This window comes from Streptomyces sp. NPDC101152 (assembly GCF_044768275.1).
Lineage (GTDB): Bacteria > Actinomycetota > Actinomycetes > Streptomycetales > Streptomycetaceae > Streptomyces.
Map to the genome: position 1 here is coordinate 113613 of NZ_JBIWPO010000009.1, position 23869 is coordinate 137481.

Annotated in this window: 16 protein-coding genes; 5 read left to right on the plus strand and 11 right to left on the minus strand. The window is 71.0% G+C overall.

Translation table 11 applies throughout. The features are described from left to right. Window positions 1-3150, plus strand: a 3150-nt coding sequence (locus tag ACIRVK_RS14800; RefSeq protein ID WP_404246849.1) for a HAMP domain-containing protein, incomplete at its 5' end; no start/stop codon positions are given. Further along, window positions 3147-3701, plus strand: coding sequence for a two-component system response regulator (locus tag ACIRVK_RS14805; RefSeq protein WP_404246851.1), 555 nt, complete (start codon window positions 3147-3149; stop codon window positions 3699-3701). The genes ACIRVK_RS14800 and ACIRVK_RS14805, both read left to right, overlap by 4 nt. Window positions 3702-3790: 89 nt before the next feature. Here the strand turns inward: ACIRVK_RS14805 and ACIRVK_RS14810 are convergent, their stop codons facing one another. Beyond that, window positions 3791-5665, minus strand: a complete 1875-nt coding sequence (locus tag ACIRVK_RS14810) for an AMP-dependent synthetase/ligase (protein ID WP_404246852.1) — start codon at window positions 5663-5665, stop codon at window positions 3791-3793. Window positions 5666-5915: 250 nt separating this feature from the next. After that, entirely contained in the window at window positions 5916-7784 is a 1869-nt protein-coding gene (gene lepA, locus ACIRVK_RS14815; RefSeq protein WP_404246854.1) for a translation elongation factor 4, read from the minus strand. 243 nt (window positions 7785-8027) lie between these two features. On the opposite strand from lepA, the gene rpsT reads away from it, so the two are divergent. Further along, window positions 8028-8294: a 30S ribosomal protein S20 gene (rpsT, locus tag ACIRVK_RS14820; protein ID WP_015660447.1), complete on the plus strand. Its 267-nt coding sequence runs from the start codon at window positions 8028-8030 to the stop codon at window positions 8292-8294. 224 nt (window positions 8295-8518) lie between these two features. On the opposite strand, the gene holA is transcribed toward rpsT, so the two are convergent. From holA to leuS, 9 genes are all read right to left on the minus strand, one after another. Next, window positions 8519-9508: a DNA polymerase III subunit delta gene (holA, locus tag ACIRVK_RS14825; RefSeq protein ID WP_404246856.1), complete on the minus strand. Its 990-nt coding sequence runs from the start codon at window positions 9506-9508 to the stop codon at window positions 8519-8521. 289 nt (window positions 9509-9797) lie between these two features. Beyond that, the gene (locus ACIRVK_RS14830) at window positions 9798-10043 is read right to left on the minus strand and encodes a hypothetical protein (protein WP_404246858.1); all 246 of its coding nucleotides are present in this window, start codon (window positions 10041-10043) and stop codon (window positions 9798-9800) included. Between the two features lie 74 nt (window positions 10044-10117). Continuing rightward, window positions 10118-10999: a YceI family protein gene (locus ACIRVK_RS14835; RefSeq protein ID WP_404246860.1), complete on the minus strand. Its 882-nt coding sequence runs from the start codon at window positions 10997-10999 to the stop codon at window positions 10118-10120. Window positions 11000-11123: 124 nt separating this feature from the next. Continuing rightward, complete coding sequence (locus ACIRVK_RS14840) at window positions 11124-11927, minus strand: arylamine N-acetyltransferase (protein WP_404247118.1); 804 nt, start codon at window positions 11925-11927, stop codon at window positions 11124-11126. A 19-nt stretch (window positions 11928-11946) separates the two neighbouring features. After that, window positions 11947-14526, minus strand: a complete 2580-nt coding sequence (locus ACIRVK_RS14845; RefSeq protein WP_404246862.1) for a ComEC/Rec2 family competence protein — start codon at window positions 14524-14526, stop codon at window positions 11947-11949. Further along, window positions 14523-15665 (minus strand): helix-hairpin-helix domain-containing protein, encoded by a 1143-nt coding sequence (locus tag ACIRVK_RS14850; RefSeq protein WP_404246864.1) that lies wholly within the window; start codon window positions 15663-15665, stop codon window positions 14523-14525. The genes ACIRVK_RS14845 and ACIRVK_RS14850 overlap by 4 nt, the downstream gene beginning before the upstream one ends. Window positions 15666-15782: 117 nt before the next feature. Beyond that, on the minus strand, window positions 15783-16628 hold the full coding sequence (locus ACIRVK_RS14855) for a DegV family protein (protein ID WP_404246866.1): 846 nt from the start codon (window positions 16626-16628) through the stop codon (window positions 15783-15785). Between the two features lie 72 nt (window positions 16629-16700). Beyond that, entirely contained in the window at window positions 16701-17429 is a 729-nt protein-coding gene (locus tag ACIRVK_RS14860) for a hypothetical protein (protein ID WP_404246868.1), read from the minus strand. A gap of 191 nt (window positions 17430-17620) precedes the next feature. Beyond that, the gene (gene leuS, locus ACIRVK_RS14865; RefSeq protein WP_404246870.1) at window positions 17621-20494 is read right to left on the minus strand and encodes a leucine--tRNA ligase; all 2874 of its coding nucleotides are present in this window, start codon (window positions 20492-20494) and stop codon (window positions 17621-17623) included. Between the two features lie 419 nt (window positions 20495-20913). On the opposite strand from leuS, the gene ACIRVK_RS14870 reads away from it, so the two are divergent. Together ACIRVK_RS14870 and ACIRVK_RS14875 are read left to right on the plus strand one after the other, a co-directional pair. Then, entirely contained in the window at window positions 20914-22239 is a 1326-nt protein-coding gene (locus ACIRVK_RS14870) for a cytochrome b/b6 domain-containing protein (protein ID WP_404246872.1), read from the plus strand. After that, window positions 22236-23852 carry an NADH-ubiquinone oxidoreductase-F iron-sulfur binding region domain-containing protein gene (locus ACIRVK_RS14875; RefSeq protein ID WP_404246874.1) on the plus strand — a complete coding sequence of 539 codons (1617 nt, stop codon included), beginning with the start codon at window positions 22236-22238 and terminating at the stop codon, window positions 23850-23852. The genes ACIRVK_RS14870 and ACIRVK_RS14875 overlap by 4 nt, the downstream gene beginning before the upstream one ends. Window positions 23853-23869: the final 17 nt, after the last annotated feature.

Here is a 23869-nt window from a genome sequence, read left to right on the forward strand (position 1 = left end):
AAGTCGACCATCAACACGATGGTGGACCAGCTCTCCGCCTTCGCCGACGAGGTGACGAGGGTCGCGCGCGAGGTCGGCACCGAAGGCAACCTGGGCGGCCGGGCGCAGGTGCGGGGCGTGTCGGGGGTGTGGAAGGACCTCACCGACAACGTCAACTTCATGGCGGACAACCTGACCTCGCAGGTCCGCAACATCGCCCTCGTCTCGACCGCCGTCGCCCAGGGCGACCTGGGAAAGAAGATCACGGTCGAGGCGAAGGGCGAGATCCTGGAGCTCAAGTCGACCATCAACACGATGGTGGACCAGCTCTCCGCCTTCGCCGACGAGGTGACGAGGGTCGCGCGCGAGGTCGGCACCGAAGGCAACCTGGGGGGTCAGGCGCAGGTGCGGGGCGTCTCCGGGGTGTGGAAGGACCTCACCGACAACGTCAACTTCATGGCGCTGAACCTGACGTCGCAGGTGCGCAACATCGCGCAGGTGACGACGGCCGTCGCCAATGGCGACCTCTCCAAGAAGATCACCGTGGACGCGCGCGGCGAGATCCTGGAGCTCAAGGACACCGTGAACACGATGGTGGAGCAGCTGCGGGCCTTCGCCGACGAGGTGACGAGGGTCGCCCGTGAGGTCGGCACCGACGGCCGGCTCGGCGGACGCGCCCAGGTGCTGGGCGTCTCCGGAGTGTGGCGGGATCTGACCGACAACGTCAACTACATGGCCGACAACCTGACCTCACAGGTCAGGAACATCGCCCAGGTGACCACGGCCGTCGCCAACGGCGACCTCTCCAAGAAGATCGACGTGGACGCGCGCGGCGAGATCCTGGAGTTGAAGACCGCCATCAACACCATGGTCGACACCCTGTCCTCCTTCTCCTCCGAGGTCACCCGCGTGGCCCGCGAGGTCGGCTCGGAGGGCCAACTCGGCGGGCAGGCACGGGTCGAGGGCGTGTACGGCACCTGGAAGCGCCTGACGACGAACGTGAACGAACTGGCGTCGAACCTGACCACGCAGGTCCGCGCGATCGCCGAGGTCGCCTCCGCCGTGGCGCAGGGCGACATGTCCCGCTCGATCACCGTGGAGACGCAGGGCGAGGTCGCCGAGCTCAAGGACAACATCAACCTGATGGTGGCCAACCTGCGGGAGACGACCCGCGCCAAGGACTGGCTGGAGTCGAACCTCGCCCGGCTCGCGGCCCTCATGCAGGGCCACCGGGACCTGATGGAGGTCGCCGACCTGATCCTGCGCGAGCTGACACCGCTGGTGAACGCCCAGTACGGCGCGTTCTTCCTGGCCGACCCGGACGAGGACGGCTCGTCCATCCGCACCACCGTGCCGGCGAAGGGGCTGGCGTTCATCGCGGGCTACGGCTCCGCGCAGGGCGCCACCGTCGAGACCGGCGGCCTCCCGGTGCACGGCCTGGTGCGGCAGGCGGCCCGGGAGAAGAAGCGGATCCTGGTCGAGGGGGCCCCGCCGGACTACATCAAGATCAACAGCGGGCTCGGGGAGGCGGCCCCCACCAGCGTGGTCATCATCCCGATCCTCTTCGAGGACAAGCTCCTCGGGGTGATCGAGCTGGCCTCCTTCTCCCGCTTCTCCGACGTCCACCTGGCGTTCTTCGACCAGTTCGTGAACACCATCGGCGTCGCCATCAACACCATCATCGCCAACTCCCGCACGGAGTCCCTGCTCGGCGAGTCCCAGCGGCTGGCGATGCAACTGCAAGAACGCTCGGACGAACTACAGAAGCAACAGGCGGAGTTGCAGCGCTCCAACGCCGAACTGGAGGAGAAGGCAGCGCTGTTGGCGACCAGCTCCCAGTACAAGTCGGAGTTCCTGGCCAACATGTCCCACGAGCTGCGCACCCCGCTGAACTCCCTGCTGATCCTGGCGCGGCTGCTCTCCGACAACCCGGACGGCCACCTCTCCGACCAGGAGGTCCAGTTCGCGACGACGATCCACCGCTCCGGCTCGGACCTCCTCCAACTGATCAACGACATCCTGGACCTGTCGAAGATCGAGGCCGGCCGGATGGACGTACGCCCCAAGAAGCTGCCACTGATCAAGCTGCTCGACTACGTCCACGCCACCTTCCGCCCGCTCACCCTCGACCGGGGGCTCGCCTTCGAGGTCGCGGTCGGCGAGGACGTGCCGCGCGAGATGTACTCGGACGAGCAGCGGCTGCAGCAGATCCTGCGCAACCTGCTGTCCAACGCGATCAAGTTCACCGCGAGCGGCCGCGTCGAACTGCGGGTGGACCGGGTCAAGGACCCCGAGCACCGCTTCGTCCAGGGCAGCGAGGACGTCATCGCGTTCGCCGTCACCGACACCGGCATCGGCATCGCGGCCGAGAAACTCCCGGTGATCTTCGAGGCGTTCCAGCAGGCGGACGGCACGACCAACCGCAAGTACGGCGGCACCGGACTGGGCCTGTCCATCAGCCGCGAGATCGCGGGCCTGCTGGGCGGCCGTATCGTCGCCGAGAGCGAGCCGGGCGTGGGCTCCACGTTCACGCTGTACGTGCCCGTCGTCAGCCCCGGTCACGCGGCGACGGGGCCGACCTCCGAAGACCGTACGCCCCCGGTGGCGGACCTGCGGTCGGCCGAACCGCTCACGGCCGCGCACGAGGTGGACGACTCCTGGCCCGCGCCGACCAAGCTGGAGGCGTGGCGGGCCGGGCGGGCCGGTCAGGTGCTGCCGGGGCGGCGGGTGCTCATCGTCGACGACGACATCCGCAACGTCTTCGCGCTCACCCATGTCCTCGGCCGCGTCGGCATGCCGGTGCTGTACGCGGAGAACGGCCGCGAGGGCATCGAGACGCTGGAGCGCAACCCGGACGTCGAACTCGTCCTGATGGACATCATGATGCCGGAGATGGACGGCTACGAGACCATCGCCGCCATCCGCCGCACCCCCCGCTGGGCGGGCCTGCCGATCGTCGCGCTCACCGCGAAGGCGATGCCCGGCGACCGGGAGAAGTCCATCGCGCGGGGCGCGAACGACTACGTACCCAAGCCGGTGGACGTCGACCGGTTGCTGACGGTCGTCTGCGCGCTGCTGGACCCGGAGGACGCGGGACGGCAGGAGGCGGCGGACGTCGAGGAGGCGGCGGCCGGGCCGGCGCCGGAACCGAATGAGGCACAGTCACCATGAGCGCTGAGGCTAAGACCGACGAGCGCGCCAGCATCCTCCTCGTGGACGACATGGAGGACAACCTGATCGCGCTGGAGGCCGTCCTGGGGTCCCTCAACGAACCTCTGGTCCGCGCACGTTCGGGCGAGGAGGCGATGAAGGCGCTGCTGCGCCGGCCGTTCGCCCTCGTCCTGCTCGACGTCCGCATGCCGGGCATGGACGGCTTCGAGACGGCCGCCAACATCAAACGGCTCGACCAGACCAAGGACGTCCCGATCATCTTCCTGACCGGCGCGGAGGACGACTCCGGCTACGCCTTCCGCGGCTACGCGACGGGCGCGGCGGACTACCTGACCAAGCCCTTCGACCCCTGGGTGCTCCGGGCGAAGGTCACCGTCTTCCTCGACCTGTACCGCAAGAACCAGCAACTGGAGCGACTGCACGGCGAACTGGGCTCCCGGCTGGCGGAACTGGAGGCGCAGTTCACCGGCTCCGCCTCCCCGGACCTGGACCGCCTGCGCACCCAGGTCCGGCAACTACGCCAACTGGTGCCCCGCAGACACACCCCGTGATCGGCGCTGCATCACCACGGGGGGGGCGACCCCCGCACCCCCAGCAGAGGCACAGGCACCGCCCACTCCCACGCCACACGCCCGCAGACCTACGCCTCGCGTGCCCCGGCGTACATCTCGTCGATGAGGTGCTTGTACTCCCGTTCCACCACCGGTCGCTTGAGTTTCAGGCTCGGGGTGATCTCGCCGTGCTCGACGTCGAGGTCGCGGGGCAGGAGGCGGAACTTCTTGATGGTCTGCCACCGCTGCAGGCCGCCGTTGAGTTCCTTGACGTACCCCTCGATGAGTGCGACCGTCGCGGGCTCGGCGACGACCTGGGCGTACGACTTGCCCTCCAGGCCGTTCTCCTTGGCCCACTCGAGGATGGACGGCTCGTCCAGCGCGATCAGTGCGGTGCAGAAGTTCCGGTCGGCGCCGTGCACCAGGATGTTGGACACGTACGGGCACACGGCCTTGAACTGGCCCTCGACCTCGGCGGGCGCGATGTACTTGCCGCCGGACGTCTTGATGAGGTCCTTCTTGCGGTCGGTGATCCGCAGGTACCCGTCGGGCGACAGTTCGCCGATGTCCCCGGTGTGGAACCAGCCGTCGGCCTCCAGCACCTCGGCCGTCTTCTCGGGCAGCCCGTGGTAGCCCTCCATGATGCCGGGCCCGCGCAGCAGGATCTCCCCGTCGTCGGCGATCCGCACCTCCGTGCCGGGCAGCGGCTTGCCGACCGTTCCGGTGCGGTAGGCCTCGCCCGGGTTCACGAAGGAGGCGGCCGAGGACTCCGTGAGGCCGTAACCCTCCAGGATGTGGATGCCGGCGCCGGCGAAGAAGTAGCCGATCTCGGGGGCGAGCGCGGCGGAACCGGACACGCACGCGCGCAGGTTCCCACCGAACGCCTCGCGGATCTTGGCGAACACCAGCGCGTCCGCCACCTTGTGCTTGGCGCCGAGCGCGAACGGCACGGCCGCCGTGCCCGTGCGCCGGAAGTTGTCCTGCGACGCCTTGGCGTACTCGCGGGCGACCTCCGAGGCCCACTGGAAGATCTTGTACTTGGCCCCGCCGCCCGCCCGGGCCTTCGCGGCGACCCCGTTGTAGACCTTCTCGAAGATGCGCGGCACGGCCGCCATGTACGTCGGCTGCACGACCGGCAGGTTCTCGATGATCTTGTCCACGCGGCCGTCGACGGCGGTGACGTGCCCGACCTCGATCTGCCCGGAGGTGAGCACCTTGCCGAAGACGTGCGCGAGCGGCAGCCACAGGTACTGCACGTCCGACGCGCTGATCAGGCCGGTCGCGGCGATCGCCTTCGCCATGTACGCCCAGTTGTCGTGCGGAAGGCGCACGCCCTTGGGCCGGCCGGTCGTCCCCGAGGTGTAGATCAGTGTCGCGAGCTGGTCCCGCGTGATCGCGCCGACCCGCTCCCTGATCAGCTCGGGGTCCTTCTCCAGGCGGGCGGCGCCCCGGGCCTCCAGCTCGGCGAGGGTGAGCACCCAGTCACCGGTCTCGACACCGGCCGGGTCGATGACGACGACATGGGTGAGCTCGGGCAGCTCGGCGCGCTTCTCGACCGCCTTGGCCAGTTGCTCCGCGTTCTCCGCGACCAGAACCCGGCTCCCGGAGTCGGAGAGGATGTACGCCGACTCCTCGGCGTTGGTCTGCGGGTAGATCGTGGTCGTGGCGGCCCCGGCGCACATGATGCCGAGGTCGGCGAGCAGCCACTCCACCCGGGTGGAGGAGGCGAGCGCGACCCGCTGCTCCGGCTGCACCCCGAGCTCGATCAGACCGGCCGCGACGGCGTAGACCCGCTCGGCGGCCTGCGCCCAGCTCAGTGACTTCCAGTCGTCGGGGCCCTGGCCCGAGGCCGGGGGCACCGGGAAGCGGTACGCCTCGGCGTCCGGGGTGGCCGCCACGCGCTCCAGGAAGAGGTTCGCCACGCTCGGCGGACGGTTCTGGATCAGGGTCTGTGTGTCGCTCACGACATCCTCCGGGGCCCGCGCCAACGCGGCTGGCTCAAGTGCGGCTGACTTCACGCAGTAGCGTTTGTTTAACTCGCGAGTAACTATCGAGCAGAGATCAGAGTAGAGCCCGACCGGCCGGTTCGTAAGGGCCCGCGGCCTGTCACTTCCTACAGAGCGCGACGTTACGCACGCGTAGGGGCCCGCCACGCTTTCGCACGACGAGCCCCCCTTCTGCCCGGTTTGGCGGGTAACCGGCTGTAACCCGCGGTTACTTCTTGCCCTTGCCCGACCCCGCGCTGTCATCGCTGGAGAGCACCGCGATGAAGGCCTCCTGGGGAACCTCCACGGAACCCACCATCTTCATCCGCTTCTTGCCCTCCTTCTGCTTCTCCAGCAGCTTGCGCTTACGCGAGATGTCACCGCCGTAGCACTTGGCGAGGACGTCCTTGCGGATGGCGCGGATGGTCTCGCGGGCGATCACCCGGGAGCCGATGGCGGCCTGGATGGGCACCTCGAAGGCCTGCCGCGGGATGAGCTCGCGCAACTTGGCGACCAGCCGCACCCCGTAGGCGTACGCCTGGTCACGGTGGGTGATCGCGGAGAAGGCGTCCACCTTGTCGCCGTGCAGCAGGATGTCGACCTTCACGAGGTTGGACGTCTGCTCGCCGGTGGGCTCGTAGTCGAGCGAGGCGTACCCGCGCGTCTTGGACTTCAGCTGGTCGAAGAAGTCGAAGACGATCTCCGCGAGCGGGAGCGTGTAGCGGATCTCGACCCGGTCCTCGGAGAGGTAGTCCATGCCGAGGAGGGTGCCGCGCCGGGTCTGGCACAGCTCCATGATCGAGCCGATGAACTCCGACGGCGCGAGGATCGTGGCGCGCACGACCGGCTCGTACACCTCGTTGATCTTGCCCTCGGGGAACTCGCTGGGGTTGGTGACGGTGTGCTCGGTGCCGTCCTCCATGACCACGCGGTAGACCACGTTGGGCGCGGTGGCGATCAGGTCGAGCCCGAACTCCCGCTCCAGCCGCTCGCGGATCACGTCGAGGTGGAGCAGGCCGAGGAAGCCGACGCGGAAGCCGAAGCCGAGGGCGGCGGAGGTCTCCGGCTCGTAGACCAGCGCGGCGTCGTTGAGCTGGAGCTTGTCGAGGGCCTCGCGCAGCTCGGGGTAGTCGGAGCCGTCCAGCGGATACAGCCCGGAGAAGACCATGGGCTTCGGGTCCTTGTAGCCGCCGAGCGCCTCCGTGGCGCCCTTCTGCTGGCTGGTGACGGTGTCGCCGACCTTGGACTGGCGGACGTCCTTCACGCCGGTGATCAGGTAGCCCACCTCGCCGACGCCGAGGCCGTCGGCGGCCAGCATCTCGGGCGAGTTGGTCCCGATCTCCAGCAGCTCGTGCGTGGCGTCGGTGGACATCATCCGGATCCGCTCACGCTTGTTCAGCTGGCCGTCGATGACCCGGACGTACGTCACGACACCGCGGTAGGAGTCGTAGACGGAGTCGAAGATCATCGCGCGGGCGGGCGCGTCGGCGACGCCGACCGGAGCCGGGATCTCCGCCACCACCTTGTCCAGCAGCGCGTCGACGCCCACCCCCGTCTTCGCGGAGACCCGCAGCACGTCGTCGGGGTCGCAGCCGACCAGGTTGGCGAGCTCCTCGGCGAACTTCTCCGGCTGGGCGGCCGGCAGGTCGATCTTGTTGAGCACCGGGATGATCGTGAGGTCGTTCTCCATCGCCAGGTACAGGTTGGCGAGGGTCTGGGCCTCGATGCCCTGGGCGGCGTCGACGAGGAGAATGGTCCCCTCGCAGGCGGCGAGCGACCGCGAGACCTCGTACGTGAAGTCGACGTGCCCCGGGGTGTCGATCATGTTCAGGATGTGCGTGTTGCTCTTGTCGTGGGTGGGAGCCCACGGCAGCCGCACCGCCTGGGACTTGATCGTGATGCCGCGCTCGCGCTCGATGTCCATCCGGTCGAGGTACTGAGCACGCATCTGCCGCTGCTCGACGACGCCGGTCAGCTGGAGCATCCGGTCGGCGAGCGTGGACTTGCCGTGGTCGATGTGCGCGATGATGCAGAAGTTGCGGATCAGAGCCGGGTCGGTACGGCTCGGCTCGGGCACATTGTTAGGGGTCGCGGGCACGCAGGGTCCTGTCTCTTGAGGCGCCTTATGCCTCGGGTCGGATCGATACGTAGGCTCCATGGTCCCACGGGCGGCGACCGGGGACCGTTTTGGGCCGTCGGCCCGCCCACTGGTAGTCTGAGTGGCTGTGTCTCATGCCCTCTCGGTGCGAGGCACTTCATCAAGAAATCACCTGGTACGGACCCGGCCCCCTCCTTGCCCGGAGTGCTCCTGGCCCGTGCCTGAACCTGTAGAGGCTCATTCGTGGCGAACATCAAGTCCCAGATCAAGCGGATCAAGACCAACGAGAAGGCCCGGCTGCGCAACAAGGCCGTCAAGTCCTCCCTGAAGACCGCGATCCGCAAGGCCCGCGAGGCCGCTGCCGCGGGTGACGTCGAGAAGGCCACCGAGTACCAGCGCGCTGCCGCGCGTCAGCTCGACAAGGCCGTCTCCAAGGGCGTCATCCACAAGAACCAGGCCGCCAACAAGAAGTCGGCGCTTGCTTCGAAGGTCGCGTCCCTCAAGGGCTGACACCTTTCTGATCTGACCGGGTCCGCGAGGACCCAGCAGCCGGAAGGAACCGAGCGGGCCCTCTCTCATCCGCTCCCGACCGGCCCCCAGAGCCCGTACGCGGCCTGCGTTCGCCACGCGGGTACGGGCTCGACAGCCTGAACCGACGGCCCCGCCATCCGCCCTTCCCCAGGGCGGGACGGGGCCTTCGGCGTTCCCGGGCCCTGGGGGTACGACCGAAGTCCCTAGCCCCGGCCTCGCGACCGTGCCGCGCGCGCGATGGTCACCACGGCCTTCTCCAGGGCGTAGTCCGGATCGTCCCCGCCGCCCTTCACCCCCGCGTCCGCCTCGGCCACCGCCCGCAGCGCCACCGCGACCCCGTCCGGTGTCCACCCCCGCATCTGCTGCCGTACCCGGTCGATCTTCCACGGCGGCATCCCGAGCTCCCGGGCGAGATCCGCCGGCCGCCCGCCCCGGGCCGACGACAGCTTGCCGATCGCCCGTACGCCCTGTGCCAGCGCGCTGGTGATCAGCACGGGCGCGACACCGGTCGACAGCGCCCAGCGCAGGGCCTCCAGCGCCTCCGCCGCCCGGCCCTCCACGGCCCGGTCGGCGACCTCGAAGCTCGTCGCCTCGGCCCGCCCGGTGTAGTACCGCCCGACGACCGCCTCGTCGATGGTGCCCTCCACGTCGGCGACCAACTGCGAGACCGCGGACGCCAGTTCCCGCAGCTCGCTGCCGATGGCGTCGACGAGCGCCTGGCATGCCTCCGGCGTGGCGGACCTCCCCGCCGCCCGGAACTCCCCCCGCACGAACGCCAGCCGGTCCGCCGGCTTGGTCATCTTCGGACAGGCCACCTCCCGCGCCCCCGCCTTGCGGACGGCGTCGAGCAGCGCCTTCCCCTTCGCTCCCCCGGCGTGCAGCAGCACCAGGGTGATCTCCTCGGCGGGGGCCCCGAGATACGCCTTCACGTCCTTGACCGTGTCCGCGGACAGATCCTGCGCGTTGCGTACGACCACGACTTTGCGCTCCGCGAAGAGCGACGGACTCGTCAGCTCGGCGAGGGTGCCGGGCTGCAACTGGTCCGGGGTGAGGTCGCGTACGTCCATGTCGGCGTCGGCGGCCCGGGCGGCGGCCACCACCTCCCGCACGGCACGATCGAGCAGGAGGTCCTCCTGGCCCACGGCAAGGGTCACCGGGGCGAGAGGGTCGTCATCAGCAGTCTTCCTGGCCATCGCGTACAGCATGGCACGGCCCACTGACAACGGGCCCAGGTCTGGGGGCGCCAGGGCCCTTCTGACGGATCTCCGCGGAGGATGGAGCGGCGTCGTGGGGGCCCCACCCGCTCGAGCGAAGTCGAGAGTGGGGGAGCGTGCGATCGGCGTGCGGTGTGAAGGGTCGTGTGGCGGAGCCACCTGTCCCTTCGCGCCGTGCGGCATGGGGGTCCCCCCGCTCGAGCGCAGCCGAGAATGGGGGAGTGCGTGCCGGGCGTCGCGACGCCGCGGAGATCCGCCAGAAGGGCCCTTAGGGCTCCTCTCGCCAGCCGTCCCACTCCTCCGCGAACGCGTTCAGCTCCGCCGGATCCAGCCGCCCGTCCTCGTCCCGCAGCACGACCAGCCACTGGGCGTCCTCGGCGTCGTCCTCCCCGGCCAGAGCGTCCCGGAGGAGCCGCGGCTCCTCGACGACCCCGAAGCGCTCCCCGAGCGCCTCGGCCGCCTCCTCGGCGGCGTCACGGTCGGGCAGCACCAGCACATGTCTCACATCGCTCACGGGGCCCATTCTCCGATGCGCGAGAGCGGGGCCGTGTCTCCCCTGCCCGCGGGGTCCTGGTGCGTGCCGCGGGGTCAGGCCTTGCGCACGATCTGCACGTCGAGATCGACGCGGATGCTCGGGCCCACCACCGCGATGCCCCGCGCCAGCATGGTCTGCCAGCTCACCGTGAAGTCGTCGCGGTGCAGTTCGGTCCGGGCCCGGCAGGCCGCCCGCACCTCGCCCTCCATGCCGTTGCCGAGGCCGAGGTACTCGGTGTCGAGCTGGACCGTCCGCGTCACGCCGTGCAGCGACAGCGCACCGGTGACCGTCCACCGGTTGCCGCCCTTGTGCACGAACCGCTCGCTGTAGAACTCCAGCGTGGGAAAGCGCGCCACGTCCAGGAAGTCCGCCGAGCGCAGATGGTCGTCGCGCATGCGCACGTTCGTGTCGATGGACGCCGCGTCGATCACCACGTGCATCGCCGACCGCTCCACCTGCTCCGCGATCCGTACCGCGCCCGCGAAGGAGTTGAACCGGCCGTGGATCCGCGCCAGCCCGATGTGCCGCGCGGTGAAGCCGATCGAGGAGTGCGTCGCCTCGATCTCCCAGTCGCCCGCCGCCGGCAGCTCCGGCGGCTGCGCGACCTGCAGGGTCACGTCGCCCAGCGAGGCGAGCGCGTTCTCCCCGACGGTGGCGCTCACCCGGTACGGCGTGTACCCCTCGGCCTGCACCGCGAGCCGGTACTCACCCGCCGGCACCGTGGTGACGAACGAGCCGTAGGGGTCCGTCTCACCGCCGACCACCTTGCGCCCCATGGTGTCGCTCACCGCGAACTCCGCGTGGGGCACCGGCTCGTGGACCGGATCCAGCACCCTGCAGCTCAGCACCCCGGCACTCGGCGGGGTCGGCACCGCCGCGAGGGGACTCGTCCGTTGCACTCGACTTGTACTGTTTCCCCGCCAGCGCCCGAACATCCACGCCACCCCTGTGCGCCTCGACATCATGTTGCCGAAGAGACATTCGATCACCGATGAGGCTTTCGAGGCAACACGGACTTTATACGCACGAGTAGCAACGACTCGACCGAAGACGTCCCGGTCAGTCGCCTCCGGCTGGATTCCGCACCACCGGCACGGACGCGAGCTCGATCCCGAACACGTCCCGGTACACCCCGAGCACCTCCTCGTCCGATCCCAACTCCCTTTCCTCCCTCGTCCCGTCGGGCGCCGTCACCTTGAACGTGCGTCCGCCGAGCGTGATCCTCCCGCCGTCCTCGGTCACCCGCGAGCACACCAGCGACCGCACGAAGTGCGAGGCCGGCGAGGTGCTGTGCCACCACGCCCCGGCCACGAAGTCGCCGAGTTCCCGAGGCCGCATCTCCAGGCGGTACTGCGGCGTGCCGTCCATGAGGACGTCCAGATCCGGCCCCACCTCGACGATCCGGAAGGCCCCCGCCGGATCCTCCTGCTCGCCCCGCTCCCCGAACGCCAGCGGATGGTGGCTGTGCGTCCCGAACCCGACGTCCGCCAGCCACTCGCTCCCGTCCACGGCCCGCACCCGCAGCGCGAGATGGTCGTAGGGGATCCCCAGCCGCCCCTCGCCGCCATGCACCCGGGCCGCGAGCCGAGTGACCCCGAACCCCAGCGCGCCGAGCAACGCCCCGAAGGCACCGTTGAGTTCGTAGCAGAACCCGCCCCGCCGTGCCCCCACCACCTTCTCCAGCAGTCGCTCCTCCTCCAGCACGATCTCCTCTCCGAGATGCACGGACAGGTTCTCGAACGGCACCCGCTCCAGGTGGCGCAGATGCAGGTCGCGCAGGACGTCGGCGGTGGGCGCGGTGGGCCGCTGCCCGGACTCGACCCCCAGCCGGCTGAGGTAGGCATCGACCTGCGCGTCGTCGATCTGTGCGTTGTGCATGCCCTCAGTCTCGCGCCACCTCCAGCCGGCCGCCCGTCTCCGTGACGGCGAGCGCCCCGTCCCGGTCCGTCCGCAGCACCACCGCACCCTCGGCCCGCAGCGCCGCGACCGTACTGGGGGCGGGATGTCCGTACGGGTTGCCCTGGCCGCAACTGATCAGCGCGATCCGCGGCGCGACCCTGCGTATCAGCTCCGGGTCCTGGTAGGCGGAGCCGTGGTGGGCGACCTTGAGCACGTCCACCCCGGCCAGCAGCGCGCCCTCCGGCGAGTTCAACAGGGCTTGCTGGGCCGGGGGTTCGAGATCCCCGAGCAGCAGGAGCCGCAGTCCCGCCGAATGGACCAGCATCGCCACGCTGGCGTCGTTCGGTCCGTCCGGGTCCGGCGCCGGGTACGGCGGCGGCCACAGCACCTGCCAGGACAGCGATCCCGTACGCCGCTCCTCCCCGGCCACGGCACGGGTGAGCGGGATGTGCCGCGCCGCCGCCTCCCGCCGCACGAACCCGACCTGGTCAGCGGGTTCCTCGAAGCCGGTCGTCTCGATCGCGCCGACGGAACGCCCCTGCAGCACTCCGGGAAGGCCGGCCACATGGTCCGCGTGGAAGTGCGTGAGCACGACGAGGGGAACGCGGGTGATGCCGAGTGTGCGCAGACAGTTGTCGACCAGTCGCGGATCGGGCCCGGCGTCCACCACCACACCGCTGCCGTCGCCCGCCGCGAGCACCGTCGCGTCCCCCTGCCCCACGTCGCACATGGCGAACCGCCACCCCGGCGGCGGCCACCCCGTGATCACCCTGGTCAACGGCGGCGGCCGCACCACGACGAGCGCCAGCAGCAGCCCGCAGACCGCGCACAGCCACGGGTGTCTCAGCAGCCGCCGCCCGGCCACCACGACGGCAACCGTGACCAGGGCGAGCAGCAGCGCGCCGTACCAGCCGCCGGGCCAGTCCACTCCCGCGCCCGGCAGCGAGGCCCCGGCACGGGCGACACCCGCGATCCATCGTGTGGGCCAACTCGCGCACCACGCCAGCGCCTTGGCCACCGGCATCACCACCGGGGCCGTCACCAGCGCCGCGAAGCCCAGTACCGTGGCCGGCGCCACGGCGACCTCGGCGAGCAGGTTGCACGGCACCGCCACCAGGCTCACCCTCGCCGACAGTACGGCGACGACGGGCGCGCACAGGGCCTGCGCCGCGGCCGCCGCGCCCAGCCCCTCGGCCAACCGGTGCGGAACGCCGTGCCGGCGCAGCGCCTCGGTCCAGCGCGGGGCGAGGGTGAGCAGGGCGCCGGTGGCCAGCACGGAGAGCAGGAAGCCGTAACTCCGGGACAGCCAGGGGTCGTAGAGCACCAGCAGCAGGACGGCCGTCGCCAGCGCCGGCATCAGTGATCTGCGGCGCCCGGTGGCCAGGGCCAGCAGGACGACGGCGCCGCAGGCCGCGGCCCGCAGCACGCTCGGGTCCGGCCGGCACACGATCACGAACCCCAGGGTGAGGACCGCGCCGAGCAGGGCGGTCGTCCGCAGCGGGATGCCGAGCCGGGGCGCGAGGCCTCGCCGCTCCACCAGTTGCGCCATGCCGGGCGGCCCGATCAGCAGGGCGAGGATGATCGTGAGGTTGCTCCCGGACACGGCGAGGGTGTGCGCGAGGTCGGTCTCCGCGAAGGCCTCGTCCAGTTCCGGGGAGATCCGCGAGGTGTCCCCGACGACCAGCCCCGGCAGCAGCGCCCGGGCGTCCTCCGGCAGCCCGTCGGTCGCCTCCCGCAGCCCGGCCCGCAGCCGCCTCGCGAAGCGTTGCGCCGCAGAGGGCCCGCCGACCACCTCCGGCGCCCGCTGGCCCTGTACCCGCAACACCCCTGCGATCCGGTCCCCGCCGACCATGGCGGGCACCGCCCGCGCCTCGACACGCACCCGCGTGGACGGCAGCAACTCGAGCCAGGGCGACCGGGACGGGCCGTCGGCGGAGGGCTCGGCCCCGGCCCCTCGGGGGCCCGCGTTCACGATCAGCAGCACGGGCGCCCGCGTGGTCAGGGCTCTCCCCTGCGGCTCCTCGACCTGTCGCACCACTCCCTCGATCACCACCGAAGAGGGAGCGGCGTGGTCCCCCTTGACCCGCGGCCGGGTGAGCCGCGGGTCGGCGGTGACCTCGACCTCGGCTGTCACGCCGGCGTACCGCCGTGCCAGGTCGGGCACCGGCCCGCGCCGCACATCGGCTCCATGCAGACCGGCGGAGACGGCGGCCGCGGCGACACACAGCAGCACGGCGGCGACGGAGACACGCGGCCATGTCGGCACCTGGAGCCTTCGCCCGCCGACCTCTGCGCTGCCTGCGGCACCTGTGCGCGCGAGGAGCAGGACACCCGCCGCGCCGAGACACACCACGACGATGCCCGTGACCCACCCGGGCGGTGCGTCCAGCGTCAGCGCCGCCGTCGCCCAGGTCACCAGCGCGGGCGGTACGAGTCGCAGGTCCGTCGGTCCTTCCTGCCGCGGGTGGGCCGCTCCGAGCCGCGTCCCGGAGGCGGCGTGGACCGAGGCGCACGCGTCGTCGGCGGCGGTGCGCGCGTCCGGGCGGATGCGGTCGCGCCTCATGGCCGTACGAGCTTGCGCAGATCGGCGAAGCGGCGGTCGCCGATGCCGTTGACCTGGCGCAGCTCGTCCACCGAGCGGAAACCGCCGTGCTGGGTGCGGTAGTCGACGATGTGCTGGGCGAGTACGGGGCCGACGCCGGGCAGGCTTTCGAGCTGGTCCGCGGTGGCCGTGTTGAGGGCGACGGGTGCCGCCGGAACCGCGCCCGCCCGGCCTCCTGCCGTCGCACCGGCCGGACCCGGCGCCTGGGCGACGGCGGGGCCGCCGACGACCACCTGCTCGCCGTCCACCAGGAAGCGGGCCCGGTTGAGCCCGTCGGTGTTCGTGCCGGGCTTCACGCCACCGGCGGCGCGCAGCGCGTCGATGACCCGTGAACCGGCCGGCAGACGTTGGATCCCGGGTTGGCGGACCTTGCCGCTGACGTCCACGACGATCTCGGCCCCGGCGCTGTTCGCGGCCCGGGGCGCCCCGCTCGGACCGGCCGACGCCGCCGACCCGGCCACCCCGGTCCGTCCGCTGTGCCTCCCCCCGAGCTTCCCTGCCCCGAACTCCCCCTCGCCCGGCTTCCCTTCGCCGAACGGAGCCACCGCCCGGACCGCCTCCGGCGCCTGCACGGACTGCGTCCGACCGGTCCAGAAGTGCTGGACGGCGAACACGGCGGCGACCACGAGCAGCACGCCGAGCGCGACGACGCTCCGCCGCTCCAGCCCGCAGCGCGTCTGCAACCACACCGGCATCCGCTCCCACAGGGCCAGCCCGGTCCGCATACGCCAGCTCTCACCGGCGAGACGGCGCTCCGCGTCCTCGGCCGTCCCTCCTACCGGAGCAGAGTCCTGTCCTACCGGAGCAGGAGCCCGTTCGTCCTCCTCCTCAGGAGGGTCCGGCGGTCCCGTCCCCCATCCCTGCCGAGCGTCAAGGCGTTCGGGGAGTTCGGGGAGTGCAGCGCGTCCAGGGCTTTCGGGTCGCTCGGGGAACAGCACCTCGGCGCGGCGACGGAGTTCCTCCGCCGACTCGTGCCGGTGCCGGGCCCGCGTCCGGCCGCGTACCGGCGGGCGGCCATCGCGGATCCGGCCGTCGGAGGCGGGGCCGCGCCCCGGGCCGCTCGAGACGGTCGCTGTGCGTGAACGTGATCGAAGTGCCATGCGGCGAGGATCCCGGACCCCGCCACTGTCGCGATGATCTTGGTCAATTCCCGGGGAATACCCACCAGTTGTGGATAACGTCATCACCCGCACGGGTGAGTCGACCGGGCCGATCCATCACCGCGCGGAGACCACGACTCCCAGCAGCCCGGGTCCGGTGTGCGCCCCGATCACCGCCCCGATCTCGCTCACGTGGAGGTCCGCCATGCCGGGCACACGCGCCCGCAGCCGGTCCGCCAGCGCCGCGGCCCGCTCGGGCGCGGCGAGGTGATGGACAGCGATGTCCACCGGCGCGCTGCCGGCCCGGTCGGCCGCGATCTCCTCCAGACGGGCGATCGCCCTGGACGCCGTGCGGACCTTCTCGAGGAGTTCGATGCGCCCGCCGTCCAACTGGAGCAACGGCTTGACCGCGAGCGCCGACCCCAGCAGCGCCTGCGCCGCACCGATCCGCCCACCCCGGCGAAGGTATTCGAGGGTGTCGACGTAGAAGTAGGCCGAGGTGCCCGCGGCCCGCTTCTCCGCGGCCGTCACCGCCTCGTCCACCGTGCCGCCCGCCTCCGCGGCCTGAGCCGCGGCGAGCGCGCAGAAGCCGAGCGCCATGGCGACGGTCCCGGTGTCCACCACCCGCACCGGCACCGGCGCCTCGCGCGCCGCGAGCACCGCCGCGTCGTGGGTGCCCGACAGTTCGGCGGAGAGATGGAGGGAGACGATGCCGGTGGCGCCGGTCTCGGCGACCTTCCGGTAGGTCTCGGCGAAGAGCCGGGGGCTGGGCCGTGAGGTGGTCACCGGCCGGCGCTTCTGCAGCGCCTGGGCCAGCGAGCGGGTGGAGATCTCGGTGCCCTCGTCCAGCGCCTGGTCGCCGAGGACCACGGTCAGGGGCACCGCTGTGATGCCGTGGCGCTCCATCGTCCGCGGCGGCAGGTAGGCCGTTGAATCGGTGACGATCGCGACATGGCGGGACATGAGCTGGAGGTTACCTGGCGTAGCGCCCGGACGGCAGCCCGGCCCCTGTGACCTGGTCTGCCCTTGACCGGATCAAGTAGTGCTCTCGGGACGGGGTTTCTTCTGCCAGGGGTAGCTCGGGCGCTGTCCCGGCGGGGTGATGGCGGCCCGCTTCGGCTCCTCGCTCGCGCGTGGTGTCTCGGGCCAGGTCTGCTGGACCGTCGGGTTGTCGGTGGCCGGGGCGTTCGGCCACGGCGGCGGGGCCGCGGGCGGTTCGTCCTTCGTCCAGTGACGCAGGGCGCCGGCCTCCACGTCTATCTGCGCGCTCAGCGTGTCCAGGTCGTCGGCCGCGAACCGGTGGGCGCGGTCGCGAGCTGCCCAGCGCAGGGAGTCGGCGGACTGTGTGATGCGCTCGGTGCGGGCGCGCAGTTCGGGCAGCCGCTCGGCGAGGGTGGCGCGGTCGGGTTCGCCTTCGAGGCGCTTGAGCTCCGCGTCCAGTTCGTGACCGTGCGCGCTCAGTCGCCGGAAGAGGTCCAGGGACTCCTTCAGGGACGCGTCCTCGCGTACGCCCGCGTGCAAGGCGTCCTGGGTGGCGCGCATCGACGTGCGCAGCCTTAGTCGCAGCTGGGCGACCTCGCCCGCCGGGCCCGGCTGGACGTAGGACTTGGCGCGCAGGGTGTGGTCCTCGACCGTGCGCCGGGCCTGGTCGATGGTGCGGTCCACACCGCGCTTGGCGGCGCCGAGCACCTTCACCGTGGCGTAGGCGCCGAGCACCACGAAGAGGACGAAGAGCAGGGCGAACACTGCGATCACTGCTTCCACTGCGCTCCTCCTCCGGGCTGTCGCGACATGTCGCGCCGCTCTTCCACGGTAAACGAGGCGGGCAGGCCCGGAGTTCCGGAAGAACCCCGAACCTGCCCGTAGAAGACCCTGGTGTCCCCGTAGGGGACGACCCCGAGACGGCGCCCGGATTCCCGCCCGGGACCGTCGTGCGCCTAGGCCTACGCCTATGCCTACGCGGGAACGATGTTCACCAGCTTCGGCGCGCGCACGATCACCTTGCGGATCCCGGCGCCCTCCAGCGCGGCGACGACCTTCTCGTCGGCCAGCGCGACCTTCTCCAGTTCCTCGGCGGAGATGGACGGCGGCACCTCCAGGCGCGCCTTGACCTTGCCCTTGATCTGCACGACGCAGGTCACGGCCTCGTCGACCACGTAGCGCGGGTCGGCGACGGGGAAGTCCTGATGGACGACCGAGTCGGTGTGGCCCAGCCGGCGCCACAGCTCCTCGGCGATGTGCGGGGCCAGCGGCGCCACCAGCAGCACCAGCGGCTCGGCGACCGAGCGCGACAGGGTGCCGCCCGCCTTGGTCAGGTGGTTGTTCAGCTCCGTGACCTTGGCGATGGCGGTGTTGAAGCGCAGGCCCTCCAGGTCCTGGCGCACGCCGTCGATCGCCTTGTGCAGGGCCCGCAGCGTGTCCTCGTCGGGCTCGGCGTCGGTGACGGTGACCTCGCCGCTCGCCTCGTCGACGATGTTGCGCCACAGCCGCTGCAGCAGCCGGAACTGGCCGACGACCGCGCGCGTGTCCCACGGCCGGGACACGTCCAGCGGGCCCATGGCCATCTCGTACAGGCGCAGGGTGTCGGCGCCGTACTCGGCGGCGATCTCGTCCGGAGTGACGGCGTTCTTCAGGGACTTGCCCATCTTGCCCAGCAGCCGGGAGACCTTCTCGCCCTGGTGGTAGTAGGCGCCGTCGCGCTCCTCCACCTCGGCGGCCGGCACGGCGATGCCCCGGCTGTCGCGGTAGACGTAGGCCTGGATCATGCCCTGGTTGAACAGCTTGTGGAACGGCTCCGCTGAGGAGACGTGTCCCAGGTCGTACAGCACCTTGGACCAGAAGCGGGCGTACAGCAGGTGCAGCACGGCGTGCTCGGCGCCGCCCACGTACAGGTCGACGCCGCCGTGCGGCATGCCCTCGCGGGGGCCCATCCAGTACCGCTCGATCTCGGGATCGACCAGCTGGTGTTCGTTGTGCGGGTCCAGGTAGCGCAGCTCGTACCAGCAGGAACCGGCCCAGTTGGGCATGGTGTTGGTCTCGCGGCGGTACTTCTTCGGTCCGTCGCCCAGGTCCAGGGTGACGTCGACCCAGTCCTCGTTGCGCGACAGCGGGGTCTCGGGCTGGGTGTCGGCGTCGTCCGGGTCGAAGGTGCGCGGGCTGTAGTCCTCGACCTCGGGCAGCTCCAGCGGCAGCATCGACTCCGGCAGCGCGTGCGCGGTGCCGTCCTCGTCGTAGACGATCGGGAAGGGCTCGCCCCAGTAGCGCTGGCGGCTGAACAGCCAGTCACGCAGCCGGAAGTTGACGGTGCCCTCGCCGATGCCCTTGCGCTCCAGCCACTCGGTGATGCGCGCCTTGGCCTCGGCGACGGGCAGGCCGTCCAGGGAGATCTCGTCGTTCGCGGAGTTGATGATCTTCGCGTCGTAGGACGCGAAGGCGTCCTCCCAGGTGGAGGTGTCGGTGCCGCGCCCGTCGGTCGGCTCGACGATGCAGACGATCGGCAGCTCGAAGGCGCGCGCGAACTCGAAGTCGCGCTGGTCGCCCGCCGGGACGGCCATGATCGCGCCGGTGCCGTAGCCCATCAGCACGTAGTCGGCGATGAAGACCGGGACCCGCGCGCCGTTGACCGGGTTGGTCGCGTGGGCGCCGATGAAGACACCGGTCTTGTCCTTGGCCTCGGCCTGCCGCTCCACGTCGGACTTGGAGGCGGCCTGCGCGCGGTAGGCGGCGACGGCCTCGGCGGGCGTGGCGTGACCGCCGGTCCACACCTCGTGGGTGCCCTCCGGCCAGGCGGCCGGGGTGAACTTCTCGACCAGCGGGTGCTCCGGGGCCAGCACCATGTAGGACGCGCCGAACAGGGTGTCCGGGCGGGTGGTGAAGACGGTGATGTGCTCGCCGTCGATCGGGAAGTCGACGCGGGCGCCCTCGGAGCGGCCGATCCAGTTGCGCTGCTGCAGCTTGATCGCCTCGGGCCAGTCCAGCGCCTCCAGGTCCGCCAGCAGCCGGTCGGCGTAGGCGGTGATCCGCATGTTCCACTGGCGCAGCTTGGCCTTGAATACGGGGAAGTTGCCGCGCTCGGAGCGGCCGTCGGCGGTGACCTCCTCGTTGGCCAGCACGGTGCCCAGCCCGGGGCACCAGTTGACCGGCGCGTCGGAGGCGTAGGCCAGGCGGAACTCGCCCAGGACGTCGGCGCGCTCCGGGGCGCTCAGCTCGTGCCACGCGCGCGTGTGGCCCGGTACGGCGCGCTCACCGGACTCGAACTGGGCGATCAGCTCGGAGATCGGGCGGGCCCGGTCCGCCTCCTGGTCGTACCAGGAGTTGAAGATCTGCAGGAAGATCCACTGGGTCCACTTGTAGTAGTCCGGGTCGATCGTGGCGAACGACCGGCGCTTGTCGTGGCCCAGGCCCAGCCGGCGCAGCTGGATCTTCATGTTCTCGATGTTGGCCTCGGTGGACACGCGCGGGTGCGTGCCGGTCTGCACCGCGTACTGCTCGGCGGGCAGGCCGAAGGCGTCGAAGCCCAGGGTGTGCAGGACGTTGTGGCCCGTCATGCGCTGGAAGCGGGCGTAGACGTCGGTCGCGATGTACCCCAGGGGGTGGCCGACGTGCAGGCCAGCACCGGAGGGGTACGGGAACATGTCCATGATGAACTTCTTGGGCCGGGCGGCGACCTCGGGGTCGCCGGCCAGGTCACCCTTGGGGTTCGGCGCCGCGTACGTGCCCTCGGCGTCCCAGAAGTCCTGCCAGCGTGCCTCGATCTCGGCCGCCATGGCGGCCGTGTAGCGGTGCGGCGCGACCACCTCGGCGGCGGCAGCGGGGTTCGTCTCGCTCATGATCCTCAAGCTCCATCGGTCGTCTCTGCCAGCGGCTGCGTCGTTCCGGAAACGAAAAAGCCCCTCGCACAGGAGGGGACGCCGCGCCGATTCCGACCATCCGATTCGCCCGGTGGTCGGGATTGATCAGCGCGGCCCGCTAAGCAGAAGGCGTACGGCACGCATGGCGTTAGGGTACCGCAGCGCTTGAGCACGATGCGACGCGCTTGCGTATGGGTCCTTGGCACCGGATCACCGCCCGGCCCACAACTGAACCAAGGTCAAAAGTTACTTCGCGTAACGCCCGACAACCGGACAACACAACGACCACGTCGCCCTTAGGTAACGACGCAATAACTCAAACCTCGTACCGATCGGTATGGCGCCACTTAGAGTTCGGCAGCGGGACCGCTTTCCCGAAACTGCTCGGAGTTGCCCCCATGAACCCTCGTCGTAGTAACAGCTCGCTCCCCAAACCCGGCCGGTCGGCCTCCGGGGTGGCGTCGGCTGTCGTCCTGCTGCTGATACCCCTGGTCGTGCTGTACGGCGGCAACTGGCTCCAGGACTTCCTCAACTTCGGTGCGGGCGTCCTCACGCTCGTCGCCCTCAGCTGCTCGGTGATCTGGGGCCTGGTGGCCCAGGACCGGCTCCTGCTCAACATCCGCCAGCGGATCGTGGCGCAGGCCGTCCACCGGGTGACCGCCGTCGCCTCGATCGCGTTCCTCGTCGTCCACGTCGGGATCAAGCTGGCGATCGGCCACACCAGCTGGATCGCCGCGGTGGTCCCCTTCGGGCTCGGCTTCAGCGGCAGCGGCGGCCTCATCGGCATGGGCACCCTGGCCGGCCTGCTGATGATCTTCGTGGGCGTCACCGGCGCGCTGCGCAACCAGTTCGCCGCCCCGGCACCCGTCGCCGCGCGCTGGCGCGCCATGCACATGCTGGCCTACCCGGCCTGGTGCTTCGCCCTGCTGCACGGCCTCTACTCGGGCCGCCCGGTGAAGAGCCCCCTGTTCACCTACCTGTACGAGCTGTCCCTGCTCGCGGTCATCGCGATGCTCGCCCTGCGCTCGGCACCCCGCCCCTTCAAGCGCAAGGTCGCCGACCGGCTCGCCGTGTTCCTCGGCAACGATCCCGGAGCGGCCCGCGACGAGCTCGAGGAGAGCCGCGCGCGCGTGGCCGAGTCCGCCTCGCTCCCCGGCTACGGCAGCATGCGGGCGCAGCGGGCGGCCCCCGCCGACGCCACGGCCACCATGACGAACCCGGCGGCGGCCTTCTACGACGCCCCCGCCTCCTACGACGCCCCGGCCTCGCGCAGCATGACCCCGGAGCCCTCGGGGGGCTTCGCGGCCGCCTACCGGGCCGTCACGCCCCAGCAGCGCGCCCAGCAGCCCTACGCGGCCGACCAGACGGCCCGCATGGACCTGCCCTTCGACATGCAGGCGACCGAAGGCGTCCCGCGCGTGGACGGCAGCACCTCGGGCACCTGGCCGGTCCCCTCTCCCCCGCCGGTCGGCGAGGCGCCCCCGTCGGCGTACGACCCTATGCAGGACACCGGATACAACATCCCGGCCTATGGCAATTCGGGCACCGCTGCCTACCGGAACAGTGACGTGTACGACACCGGTGAGACAAACACGCTCTATGGGACGTACAACGCCAACGACACGTACAACAGCGGTCCCGCCAACGAACCAAGGCCCGGTGAGTCCTTCGACGCATCGGGTTCGGGCGAACCTTGGAACACGCCTTCCGGAGGCTATAGGTGAACGAGGCCCTGCCCGACGTCCCAGAAGTCCGCGTGGTCGGCCTTCCGCAGCTCACGTCGGGCTTCGACCTTGTGGAACGACTCGACCTGCCCATGCACCTGAAGGTGCACGGGCCGCTCGACCCGCTCGGCGGCGAGGCCCTCGCCAAGCTCGCCGAGAACATCAACCTGAAGGGCCGCGGCGGCGCGGGCTTCCCCTTCCACAAGAAGCTGCGCTCGGTCGCCGAATCGGCGATCAAGCGCGGCATACGGCCGGTCGTCGTCGTCAACGGCAGCGAGGACGAGCCCGCCTGCCGCAAGGACACGGTGCTGATCAACCGGGCCCCGCACCTCATCCTGGACGGCGCCCTGCTGTGCGCCGAGGCCCTGGGTGCCCGCACGCTCGTGATCGGAGTCACCCGGGAGTCCACGCAGCGCTCCATGGAGGCGGCGCTCGCCGAACGCGGCCTCAGCAACAGCCGCCGCTCGGCGCTGAAGGCGTTCGTCCAGCGCAACCCGGTCCGCATGGTCACCGGGGCGGCCGCCTCGCTGATCCGCTCGATCGACGGCGGCCCGGCGATCCCGCCCGGCCGCAAGGTCAGCGCCTCGCAGAACGGCGTCGGCGGCGCGCCCACCCTGCTGTCGAACGCCGAGACCTTCGCCCAGCTGGCGATCGCCGCCCGCATCGGCCCGGAGCGCTACGGCAACACCGGCCTGTACGACGAGCCGGGCACCGTCATGCTGACCGTCTCCGGCGCGGTCGCCCGCCCCATGGTGATCGAGGTCCCCACGGGCGTGCCGCTGCGTTACGTCCTGCAGCTCGCCGGCGCCCCGCCGGTGCCGCAGGGCGTGCTGACCGGCGGCTACCACGGCAAGTGGATCGACGCGGCGACGGTCAACGAGGCGATCGTCTCCCGCAACTCCCTGGACGCGGTGGGCGGAGCGCTGGGCGCCGGCGCGATCCTGCCGATCACTCAGGAGACGTGCCCGCTGGGTGAGTCGCTGCGGGTGGCGCAGTGGCTCGCCGAGGAGAGCGCGGGCCAGTGCGGCCCCTGCTACCTCGGTCTGCCGGCCGCCGCGCGCGGGATGGCCGACATCCTCAACGGGGGCGGCCCGGCCGCCCTGGAGGCGCTCAAGCAGGTCGCCAAGAACGTGAAGCGGCGCGGCGCGTGCTCGCACCCGGACGGCTCCGCGATGTTCCTGGAGTCGACCATCAAGGCGTTCACCGACGACCTCGCCGCCCACGTCCTCGGAAACGGCTGCGGACGGCCCGTGGAGGGCGTTCTGCCGCTCTTCGAGGGCGGCAAGATGCCTGCGGGCATCCCCGGTGGCGCGGAGGCGCCAGAGGACAACGGAGCCAGCCGCCAGAAGATCTACGTCGACTGGACCCTGTGCCGGGGCCACGGCCTGTGCGCGGACATCCTCCCGGAGGTCTTCGAACTCGGCGCCGACGGCTTCCCGACGGTCGCCCAGGCCCAGGTGCCGCGCTACGCGGAGGCCAAGGCGCTGCGCGCGGTGCGCCGCTGCCCGGCGCTCGCCCTGCGCATCGAGGAGGAGACGCCCCGGGACCGCGCCCCCTCCCGCAACCTGCCGGTCCTCTCCCAGGGCCGTGGACGGCGCGCCCTGGGCCGCTGAGCCGACCGCGCACGGAC